Annotated in this window: 12 protein-coding genes; 4 read left to right on the plus strand and 8 right to left on the minus strand. The window is 64.9% G+C overall.

The features are described from left to right. Window position 1 precedes the first annotated feature (1 nt). On the minus strand, window positions 2–1039 hold the full coding sequence (locus ACP7EY_RS20500) for an OmpA family protein (protein WP_426196898.1): 1038 nt from the start codon (window positions 1037–1039) through the stop codon (window positions 2–4). Between the two features lie 292 nt (window positions 1040–1331). Then, entirely contained in the window at window positions 1332–1586 is a 255-nt protein-coding gene (locus tag ACP7EY_RS20505) for a hypothetical protein (protein ID WP_426196900.1), read from the minus strand. A 319-nt stretch (window positions 1587–1905) separates the two neighbouring features. Between ACP7EY_RS20505 and ACP7EY_RS20510 the strand changes: the two genes are divergently transcribed. The 4 genes from ACP7EY_RS20510 to phbB all read left to right on the plus strand — a co-directional run bounded on the left by ACP7EY_RS20510 (window position 1906) and on the right by phbB (window position 5203). Then, window positions 1906–2523 carry a winged helix-turn-helix domain-containing protein gene (locus ACP7EY_RS20510; RefSeq protein ID WP_426196902.1) on the plus strand — a complete coding sequence of 206 codons (618 nt, stop codon included), beginning with the start codon at window positions 1906–1908 and terminating at the stop codon, window positions 2521–2523. A gap of 268 nt (window positions 2524–2791) precedes the next feature. Beyond that, window positions 2792–3682, plus strand: a complete 891-nt coding sequence (locus ACP7EY_RS20515) for a zinc-dependent peptidase (protein WP_426196904.1) — start codon at window positions 2792–2794, stop codon at window positions 3680–3682. Window positions 3683–3782: 100 nt separating this feature from the next. Next, a complete protein-coding gene (locus ACP7EY_RS20520) occupies window positions 3783–4340 on the plus strand; it encodes a glycine zipper domain-containing protein (protein ID WP_426196906.1) in 558 nt (185 codons plus the stop codon). A gap of 116 nt (window positions 4341–4456) precedes the next feature. Further along, entirely contained in the window at window positions 4457–5203 is a 747-nt protein-coding gene (gene phbB, locus ACP7EY_RS20525; protein ID WP_426196907.1) for an acetoacetyl-CoA reductase, read from the plus strand. A 147-nt stretch (window positions 5204–5350) separates the two neighbouring features. Here phbB and ACP7EY_RS20530 read toward each other — a convergent pair whose 3' ends face one another. From ACP7EY_RS20530 to ACP7EY_RS20555, 6 genes are all read right to left on the minus strand, one after another. Further along, window positions 5351–5707, minus strand: a complete 357-nt coding sequence (locus ACP7EY_RS20530; protein WP_426196909.1) for a TraR/DksA family transcriptional regulator — start codon at window positions 5705–5707, stop codon at window positions 5351–5353. Window positions 5708–5812: 105 nt separating this feature from the next. Continuing rightward, a complete protein-coding gene (locus tag ACP7EY_RS20535) occupies window positions 5813–6286 on the minus strand; it encodes a hypothetical protein (RefSeq protein ID WP_426196911.1) in 474 nt (157 codons plus the stop codon). An 18-nt stretch (window positions 6287–6304) separates the two neighbouring features. Beyond that, the gene (locus ACP7EY_RS20540; RefSeq protein WP_426196913.1) at window positions 6305–7171 is read right to left on the minus strand and encodes a hypothetical protein; all 867 of its coding nucleotides are present in this window, start codon (window positions 7169–7171) and stop codon (window positions 6305–6307) included. Between the two features lie 109 nt (window positions 7172–7280). After that, window positions 7281–7646, minus strand: a complete 366-nt coding sequence (locus ACP7EY_RS20545; RefSeq protein WP_426196915.1) for a VOC family protein — start codon at window positions 7644–7646, stop codon at window positions 7281–7283. 36 nt (window positions 7647–7682) lie between these two features. Continuing rightward, window positions 7683–8468: a hydroxypyruvate isomerase gene (hyi, locus tag ACP7EY_RS20550; protein ID WP_426196917.1), complete on the minus strand. Its 786-nt coding sequence runs from the start codon at window positions 8466–8468 to the stop codon at window positions 7683–7685. A gap of 45 nt (window positions 8469–8513) precedes the next feature. Further along, window positions 8514–8981 carry a MarR family winged helix-turn-helix transcriptional regulator gene (locus ACP7EY_RS20555; protein ID WP_426196919.1) on the minus strand — a complete coding sequence of 156 codons (468 nt, stop codon included), beginning with the start codon at window positions 8979–8981 and terminating at the stop codon, window positions 8514–8516. Window positions 8982–9346: the final 365 nt, after the last annotated feature.

The following is a 9346-nucleotide window of genomic DNA, read 5'->3' on the forward strand; positions in this document are numbered from 1 at the left end:
ATCACTGCACACGCCTTTCAACGGAGATCTGTTCCACTTCCACCCTGCGGTTCGGCTCCAGGCATTTGATGAGCGCCGCGCGATTGCTTTCCTTGCAAGTGACGACGGGCATGGTTTCACCTTTGCCGAAGGCTTTCAGCCGTTCGGCGGCGATGCCCTTGCCGACCAGGTAGTCACGGACGGCGTTGGCCCGTCGCTCGGACAGCTTCTGGTTGTATTTTGCCGAGCCCAGCCGGTCGGCGTGGCCCGTGATGTCGACGTCGGTGATGCTGGGGTCGGCGGCGAGGGCGGCGGCAATATCGTCCAGCCGGGGCTGCGGCAAGGTCAGGCGTGCACTGTCGAACTCGAACAGCTCGGTGGCCGACAGGGTGACTTTTTCGAAGCGCGGCGGTGGTGGCGGTGGTGGCGGCGGCGGCGCCGGCGGCTCGACGGGAGGTGGTGGCGGCGGCGGCGTTGGTGCGGGCGGTGGCGGTGGTGGCGCTGGTTTGCTGAACGCGTAATTGATGCCGAGCGAGATGTAGCGGTTGTTGCTGCGGCGCAAACCCAGCGCGGTCTGGTCGTCGCCGCGGATAAAGCCGCGCACCGAACGGATGTCCGCCTGCACCGACCATTGGGCGTCCCAGGCCCACTGGAAGCCGATGCCGGCGCTGATATACGGCGAGGTGGCGCTCTCGCGGCGCAGGGGATTTTCGACCCGGTCGTGCTGGGCGCCGACGCCGATCAGCACGAAGGGGCGGAAGTTTTTACGCGACAGCATCCACAGGGCATCGGCGCCCAGCAGGGTCTGGCGGTAGCGGTAGGCGCCTTCCTCGGGGCGCACGTAGCTGGCGCCCACTTGCACGTCCCAACTCGGTGTCAGGGGGCGGCCCAGCCTGAAGGCGCCGCCCCAGTCGCGGTCGCTCAGGCCGAACTCGCGGTCAGGGCGCACGTTGATGACGCTGGGCTGCATGTACCACGACGGATTGATGTCCTGCGCCAGCAGCGGATTTGCCGCGCACAAGGCGCCCATCGCAAACGCGTATCGTTTAAATTGGTTCACAAATGACTCCCGGGATTGTTATTGAACGGATGGCTCGGCTTTTCATCGCGACATCGCTTGTGGATGTTGGACGAAGATTAAGATCAGGAGTTCCCGGGAAGGGAACGGCCGAGCGCGCTGCTATGGCGCGCTTCGATATGCCGCAAAGGTGTGTTCGATGACGGGCGGTTGACGGGGAGCGCGTGGCGAATATCCAACGCGATGGCGCCCGCTGGCAGCGGCGCGCATAAAAAAACGCCGCCGCGGATCGCTCCGCGGCGGCGTTTTGCGACCTGGCCCGGGGGCCTGGCGCTTACTTGTTCTCTGGCTTGGCTTCTGGCACCACGATGACGGTGTCGCCGGTCTTGCCCGCTTCGCCTTTTTCACCGGCCGCGCCGGTTGCACCGGTTGCGCCCGCTGGACCTGGTACGGCCACTGGCACGGCGACTTCTTTCTCAACGGTCATGGTCGGCTGGACCACGGTGGTCGCTGGCGGGGTGACGGTGGTTTTTTCGCATGCGCTCAGGCCGATGACGGCAAGCATGGCGACGAGGACGGTTGCTTTCATGATGTTTCCTTTATAGAGGTTGTCGACCGGAATCGATGGGATGTGTGAAATACCTTCACACGAACGGCCTGATCATAGAGGAGTCGCACCGCCTGATCTGTACGTCAACGCACAAAGCGTGGTGATCTATCCCCGCGGAAATCATCGAGATATCCCTCGATGAATCGAGCCTTTGTTAAATGTTCGATGGCGCACAGACCATGCAGCGATGCACAGGCAATCTAGGCACAAGCCAAAGGGAACCGTAGGGCCGCACCGATGTCAAACATGCGACGACGCCTTCCCGATCCACTGACTATCTCATTTGGAGTACACGACCATGCATGCACCGACCAATTACAACGCGAGCCACAGCGACATGGGCGCAATGCACTCTTCCGGCAACGGCAACTCAGCACTGATCGAACGTGTCGCGCCCCAGCCTGCCGAGCGTGCGCCCATTTCCATGGCGCCGATCGAGCGCGTGCGTTCGACGTCGGCCACCCAGCGCCGTATCGAAAACATGCAAAAGCTCATTGGTGAATTGTCGACCCATGAAATGCTGGCCGACGAAATCGCCTGGTTCCTGAAATTCTCGCCGTCCGGCGCCCGCAAGTACATCCGCGATCTGCGCGAAGCGGGCGTGATCGAACTGGCGCGCTACATCGAGGGCACTGCCACCTACCTGGGCAAGGCGGTCTACCAGATCTCGCCCGACCCGGATCGTGTCAAGGCCTTCCTGGCCGCCATCGTGCAGCCCAAGCGCGAGGGCGCCGCCCCGCGCAAGGAACGCCCGGGCCTGCGCGAGCAAGCCATGGCAGGCACTGGCCGCCACTTCCACATCCTGGCCGATGACACCCATTACGCCATCCGCGTCAACCGCAGCCCCGTGGCCCGCGACCCGCTGGTGGCAGCGCTGTTCGGTGCCGCGCCTTCGGCCACCAAGGAACACGCCTGAGCCGGCGCCAGACCGGGCTCGCCACGGCGTCGTCGCCACGGTAGTCCGTTTGATGCGGCACCCACGGCATTCGCACGGCCCTGCAGATACTTGCAGGGCCGTTTGTCTTGTGCCGCCATGGTTGCTTGTTCATTTTTACTGCAATTGTTTCTATCGAGCATACTGTTGAAATACCGACAAGCAGCCCCACGTTTGGCGACAGGGCGGGCGTGGCGTCGATGGCGCCACCGCCGTGTTGATGACATGCTTCACATGCGAAGGGCGGGAAATGGAAATGCTGATCTGGACAACCGTGGCCGGGCTGCTCATCGGCGCCGTGCTGCTGGTGCCGCGCTGGCGGCGCCGGCGGGCGCTGGCCGCGCCGCTGGCGCCTGGCCGCGTGGCCATGCTTGCGCACAGTCTGCCCATCTATGACCGGCTGGGCGCCGAATTGCAGGGCCAGTTGCAGCGGCTCGTGCAACAATTTTTGTACGACAAGAAGTTCGTCGGCTGTGACGGCCTTGAGGTCGATGACGACATGCGCGTCACCATTGCCGGCCAGGCCTGCCTGCTGTTGCTGAACCGCTTTACCAGGGTCTATCCGGCCCTGCATACCATCCTCGTGTATCCGGGCGCCTTTCTGGTGCCGCGCAACGTGGTGGACGGCGCCGGCGTGGTCACGGCCACGCGCCAGGACCTGCTCGGTGAATCCTGGGGCGATGGTCGCGTGGTGCTGGCCTGGGACCATGTGCGGCGCGGCGGCGCCGACTGGCACGACGGCCAGAATGTCGTGCTGCACGAATTTGCCCACCAGCTCGACAGTGAATCGGGCAGCACCAACGGCGCGCCCTACCTGGGCAGCCAGTCCAGCTACCGCAACTGGTCGCAGGTGCTGTCGCGCGATTTCGCCGCCCTGCGCGCCGATGCGATGTTGCGCCAGCATAGCGTGATGGACCATTACGGCGCCACCAGCCCCGCCGAATTTTTTGCCGTGGCGACGGAAACCTTCTTTGAAAAGCCGTGGCAGATGGCCGAGCGCCATCCGGCCCTGTACGGCGAGTTCGGCAAGTACTATCGGGTCGATCCCCGCCAGTGGCAGGATGCGCCGCTGGCGCACGGCGACAGCGATGCGCCCGCCAGCCACGGCGACCCGGGCGCCCGCTATGGCAACTGGCGCTGAGCCCTGGTGCGCGGGCCAGGTCGGTACGCTGGCGTACAGAGTGGCGCCGCGGGTGAGCGCATGATGGTCGCTACTGACACCCCACGCGGAGGAACACAGCATGTCCATCATCATTGCAGGGCACTTTCAACTCCAGGACGAGGTCGACCGGGCGCGCCAGGCACTGGTCGATGCCGCTTATCCTGAACAACATATCTGCGGCTTTTTCGTCAATCAGCCCGGCCAGCACGACATGACGGCCATTGGTGGCGATCGGGCGCTTTCGCCCGGCGCCAGGGAAACGCCGGAAGGGCTGGCCGAGGGCGCCGCTGCCGGCGGCATCGTCGGTGCGGCCGTCGGTGCCGTCACCACCCCCGTCACCGGCCCCCTCGGCGCCATCGTGGGCGGCCTGGTGGGCGCCCACGTGGGATCCCTGTTCAGCTTTTCCAAGATGAAAGACAAGGGCGAGGACGAGGCGGGCGGCGGCAACCAGGACCGGGTGCGCAAGCCGGGCATGCTGCTGGCCGTGGCGATCGAAGACGGCGCCGACGAAGCCACTGCCGTCGAAGCGCTGCGCCGGGTGGGCGCCCACCACATCGAACGCGCCCACGGCACCATCGTTGACGGCGACTGGATCGATTTCGATCCGCTGAGCGAGCCGCAACTGCTGACGCATTAAAAAACCAATTTGACAAGCCCGGCAGCTTTGATATTTGTCAATAAGCTGTCTTTCTTCCTCTCTTAAACTTGATTTTTCGCAGCGTCTGCTGTGTCTGACAAGTTGACGGGGGGAGCATGGAGGCATCGAGGGTAGCGCTGGTGACAGGGGGCATGAGTGGGCTCGGCACGGCAATCTGCCGGCGACTCGATGCTGACGGCTTTCGGGTGGCGGTCGCCTATTCTGCCGGGCAGCGCGATCCGCAGGCCTGGCTGGCCGCCCAGCGCGACGAGGGCCATCGCTTTACCGCGTACCGGGTCGATGCGGCCGATTATGGCGATGCCGAGTGGATGGTGCAGAAGGTGCTTGCCGAACTGGGCCGCATCGATGTGCTGGTCAACAACGTCGGCGTGCTGTGCGATCGCAGCCTGAGCAACATGTCGGCCGACGAATGGCATGCCGTGCTGCGTGCCACGCTCGACAGTGTATTTAACATGAGCAAGCAGGTGATCGATCCCATGACGGAGCGCCGCTGGGGCCGCATCATCAACCTCTCGTCCGTCACCGCCCAAAGCGGCGCCTACGGCCAGTCCAATTACGCTGCCGCCAAGGCCGGCATACACGGTTTTACCAAGTCGCTGGCGCTCGAACTGGCCCGCTTGGGCATCACCGTCAACACCATTTCGCCCGGCATCCTGCGCAGCCGGCTCGTCCAACAGATCCCCAGCGACGTCATGGCCCGGACGATACTGCCGTCGATCCCCGTGGGCCGCTTGGGCGAGCCGGCGGAAGTGGCGGCGCTGGTGGCCTACCTGGCATCGGACGATGCCGCTTATGTCACGGGAGCGAATGTGGCCATCAATGGTGGCCAGCACATGAGTTGACCATCGCCCGGCCTTGCCTGGACCGCAAGAGCGGCAAGCAGCGGGCAGGCAGCGCGCATGCACCTGTCAAGCAGCGCGCAGAGCGCGCGGGGGCGCCGCCCCGGTCGGATCGGCTCAGCCAGTCACCCGGCCAGGCGGCGCCGGCGATCAGCGCCGTTCGGCCCGCGTCTGGCAGGCGATGCACAAGCGCGCCTCCGGCCGCGCCTGCAGGCGCGAAAAGCCGATGGGATTGCCGCATTCTTCGCACGCACCGTAGCTGCCATCGTCAAACTTGGCCAGCGCATGCTTGATGACGCCCATCTGCGCGGCCTTGTGGCCGGCCGCTTCCTGGGCCAGTTCGTTGAGCAGGCGCACGGTTGCCATGTCGGCCGGCGAGGTCTCGACTTCCTCGACGGCCAGGTCATGGCTCGAGCCGATGCGCTCGGCATCGTTGGCGATGGCGGCGCGGGCTCGCTCTAGCATCGAGCGCAGCAGCGCAAGCTGGTCCTGTTGCAGGCCGTTCATGGAGAGGTCCTCGCTACCGACGGTGAATCACGGTTTCAGTGTAGCGCGATCAGTCGCGGCTGACCATGCATGCACGCCTGTGCGCCACCATGCGCCTGCGAGGCTTTATGGGGTGGCGGGCGGCGCTGGGGGCTGGTGCGCGGCGACCCCGGCGGCGTGCAGGCGCACCTGGCCCAGCGCAGCGACGACGCCAGCGAGGTTGCCGGTGCCAGCGCTGCCGGCCAGCGACAGCAGGCCGCCAATCAGGCCGATCACTTCGCCCAGTTTGCCGATCTTGCGGATTTTTTCTACAGCGGCAGCGGTCAGCTCGATGATGAGTTGCTGCGGCACGCCCAGCGCGGGCACCACCGCCGCGGCCGCGTCGGCGTACAAGCTGTTGGCGCGCTGGCGCAGCAGTTGTTCGTCGTCGTTGAGGGCGCGCACGACGGCCTGCTCATCGTCGCTGAACGGGCCCTGGTGCGAGGTGATTTCTTTCATCAGCCGTTTGTGCAGGGCGTCGGCGCTGGCGCTGAGCTGGTCGGCCAGCGCTTCGACGTCGGCGATGCTGGCCAGGCCGGCGCGGGGTGGGTCTTCGTTCATGGAGGTCTCCGGTGCGGCCTAGTTCGATGCCGCCAGGCCCAGGCGAATCGCTTGCAAATCGGTGGTGTAGCTGACCAGCATGGCTTTGAGGTCGGCTGCCTGCAAATCGTTCAGGTGCTCACGCAGGCGCTGGTGGCCGATCGACACCTTGGTCAGGCCCTGCACGGCCAGGTCGTAGCGTTTGTCGAGCAGGCGGTATTCGGCCGTCTTGCTCATCTGGTGCACCTTGGCCAGGGTCACCAGCACGCGCTCCTGCGGCTTGCTGGCCAGCGGGATTTCAACGTCGAACAGGCCAAGGATGGTCTTTTTTTCGTTGTCATGGGTCTTGATGTAGACGCGCGTCAGGGTCAGCATGGCGTCGAGCAGCGTCTGCAGGTCGCGGTCGCCGTCGCGCACCATCGATTGCACGCTGCGGTTCTGGTAGTTGGAGGCGATCACCCTGGTCAGCAGCCGCGTCATGCCCGTGTAGGCTTGCACATGGCGTTGGTCGAGGCCGCTATCGACGTTGGCCTTGATGCCGTTGCCCAGTTCGTCGAGGCGGTCGCCCAGGTCGTAGCGCTCAGCGCCAGCGAGCATCGACAGCGTCTGCATGTACAGCACCACCGCCTTCTGCGCGCTGACGAAATCGTCGTAGTTGGCGCGCCGCCTGGCATCGGCCTCCTTGCCGACTTTTTCCGCCGCTGGCGCCAGGTACAACTGCTCGCGCGCGTAGGTGTCGCGGTAGCGGGTCGACAACTCGTTGTAGGCGCCCAGCCTGGCCGACTGATCGGCGAAGTCGCGCACTTCCTGCAAGCTGACGGTGGCGGTACTGGCGCAGCCGCTCAGCAGCAGCGCCAGGCAGGTGGTGAATGCGGCAAACACGGCTGAAACGCGGGCAGGGCGCATGGGTCCTTTCTGAGCGCGCGGAAAAGCACACCCGAACGGCCTATCTTGCACCAGTACGGCGCAGCGAATTTGCTCGGCGTCAAGCAGACGCGACCGCCCCTTCGATCGGCTAGCGCACCTTGGCTGGATCGAAGTGGGGATTGTCGATCAGCGCGAACTGATTACCGTCCGGATCGCGCAAGGAGGCCACGCGGATGCCGCCGCCGACATCGTCCAGCGGCGTGTGCACGCTGGCCCCCAGCGCGACGATGCGGTCGATGTCCGCCTCGATGTCACTGCTGCTCCAGTAGGCGGTAGCGCCATCGGGGCCCGGTTGGCCGTCGGGCACCAGGCCCAACTCGAAACCGCCCACTTCGAAGCCCACATAAAACACGGCATCGAAATACGGCGCTCTTTCCAGCACCGCCTGGTACCAGGCGCTCGCGGCGGCGAGGTCGGAGACGGGGTAAATGACGGTGCGCAAACCGGTAATCATGGGGACCTCGCTGGTGGTGGATGGGTGCTGCCGTGATCAAGCTGAAGCTGCTGTCGCCGCGCGCCAGCCCAGGCCGTCGAGCGTGGTCGACGCCGGAATGTATTCGCAGCCCACATGGCCAGGGTAGCCCAGGCGATCGAGCATGCCAAAAAGGAAAGTATAGTTGATCTCTCCCGTGCCCGGTTCGTGGCGGCCCGGATTGTCGGCAATCTGGATGTGGCCGATGCGGGGCAGGTGGGCGCTGATGGTGGCGGCCAGCTCGCCCTCCATGCGTTGCATATGATAAATATCGTATTGCAGCATGAGATTATCGGCGCCCACTTCATTCATGATGGCCAGCGCCTGCTTGCTGCCGGTGAGGAAATAGCCGGGGATGTCGAAGGTGTTGATCGGCTCGATCAGCAGGCGCACGGCGTGTTTGGCGGCGGCGGCGGTGGCAAACTTGAGGTTCTCGACAAACACTTCGTGCGCGCGCTCCGGGCTGACCTTGGGCGGCAGCTTGCCGGCCATGCAGTGCAACTGGCCCACCCCCAGTTCGGCGGCATATTCGAGGGCCTGGCCCACGCTGTCCTGGAACTGGCCGATGCGGCGCGGGTCGCAGGCATAGCCCCGTTCGCCCGCATTCCAGTCGCCCGCTGGCAGGTTGAACAGCACCAGTTGCAGCTGCTGGCGGGCCAGGCGGTTGGCAATGTCGTCGGCATCGAAGGCGTACGGAAACAGGAATTCGACGGCGTCGAAGCCCGCCTGGCGGGCGGCGGCAAAGCGGTCGAGGAAGGCGGTTTCACCAAACATCGTGCTGAGGTTGGCGGCAAATTTCGGCATGGGCTCACAGTTGCGGGAAGTCGATGCCGATATCGTAGCCGATTTTCAGCGCGATGGCGGCACCGCTGCCGGCGTCGCCGGCGCGCCGAAGCGGGCCAGCAAGGCCGTCATGGTATCGAGCTGGTCGGCGGCGACGCCCCGCAGCAGGTCGCCGCTGACCAGGTCGACGGTGACGGTGGCGTTGACCAGCATCTCTGCGCCCACTGCCGTGACGACGGCAAAGCCCACCCGCGCGTCGCTGGGATCGGGCTGGCGCGTGACCAGGCCGATTTTTTCCAGCGGCAGCAGGGTGCGCGTCACCCCCGAAGCGGACAGGCCCAGTCGTTCGGCCAGGTCGACCCGGCGCAGGCGTCCCCCTTCCGCACGGGCCAGGTGGTTGAGCACCTGAAAATCGCCAAAGCTGATGCCGTGGTGGTTGCCCAGCGCGACGTCGAAACGCCGCACGAACGCGGCGTGGGCACGCGCCAGGCGCAAACAGAAATCGGTGCTCGAGAGTGTGGGAATGGTGACCATGGCAGTACTCCTGGATATACTTGAGAGCTCAAGTATATCGGATTTAATTGCGTAGTCAAGTAAATTTCGACGTCCGCTTCTTGCTGCGTCCCATAAAAAAAGGCGCTTTCACCGTTGGCTGTGGGTCGTCCCCGAACCGATTTGAACTGCCGGGGTCAAACCTGCTCCACCAACGTACCGGGAGCGGGGGCATGGCACAAGTTTGAACGGTGGCGCCGTCATTTCAACGGCGTGGCCACGCGCTACCTGGACAATTACCTGGGCTGGTGCTGGGCCATCGACCTGCGCCGCATCGGCAACGCCGAGCGCTTCCTCGCAGCGGCGCTCGGTCACTTCAGCGCTTGAGCTCGAAAGAAACTCAACAG

The sequence above is a fragment of the Massilia sp. DWR3-1-1 genome, assembly GCF_049898325.1.
Classification (GTDB): Bacteria; Pseudomonadota; Gammaproteobacteria; order Burkholderiales; family Burkholderiaceae_D; genus JAFCUW01.

Excerpts from the sequence above, each read along its gene's own strand:
- ACP7EY_RS20515 (WP_426196904.1), top strand. The coding sequence starts at position 2,792 with ATGGAAATGCTGATCTGGACAACCGTGGCCGGGCTGCTCATCGGCGCC.
- ACP7EY_RS20520 (WP_426196906.1), top strand. The coding sequence starts at position 3,783 with ATGTCCATCATCATTGCAGGGCACTTTCAACTCCAGGACGAGGTCGAC.
- ACP7EY_RS20555 (WP_426196919.1), bottom strand. The coding sequence starts at position 8,981 with ATGGTCACCATTCCCACACTCTCGAGCACCGATTTCTGTTTGCGCCTG.
- ACP7EY_RS20545 (WP_426196915.1), bottom strand. The coding sequence starts at position 7,646 with ATGATTACCGGTTTGCGCACCGTCATTTACCCCGTCTCCGACCTCGCC.
- ACP7EY_RS20535 (WP_426196911.1), bottom strand. The coding sequence starts at position 6,286 with ATGAACGAAGACCCACCCCGCGCCGGCCTGGCCAGCATCGCCGACGTC.
- ACP7EY_RS20510 (WP_426196902.1), top strand. The coding sequence starts at position 1,906 with ATGCATGCACCGACCAATTACAACGCGAGCCACAGCGACATGGGCGCA.
- hyi (WP_426196917.1), bottom strand. The coding sequence starts at position 8,468 with ATGCCGAAATTTGCCGCCAACCTCAGCACGATGTTTGGTGAAACCGCC.
- ACP7EY_RS20540 (WP_426196913.1), bottom strand. The coding sequence starts at position 7,171 with ATGCGCCCTGCCCGCGTTTCAGCCGTGTTTGCCGCATTCACCACCTGC.
- ACP7EY_RS20530 (WP_426196909.1), bottom strand. The coding sequence starts at position 5,707 with ATGAACGGCCTGCAACAGGACCAGCTTGCGCTGCTGCGCTCGATGCTA.
- ACP7EY_RS20505 (WP_426196900.1), bottom strand. The coding sequence starts at position 1,586 with ATGAAAGCAACCGTCCTCGTCGCCATGCTTGCCGTCATCGGCCTGAGC.
- phbB (WP_426196907.1), top strand. The coding sequence starts at position 4,457 with ATGGAGGCATCGAGGGTAGCGCTGGTGACAGGGGGCATGAGTGGGCTC.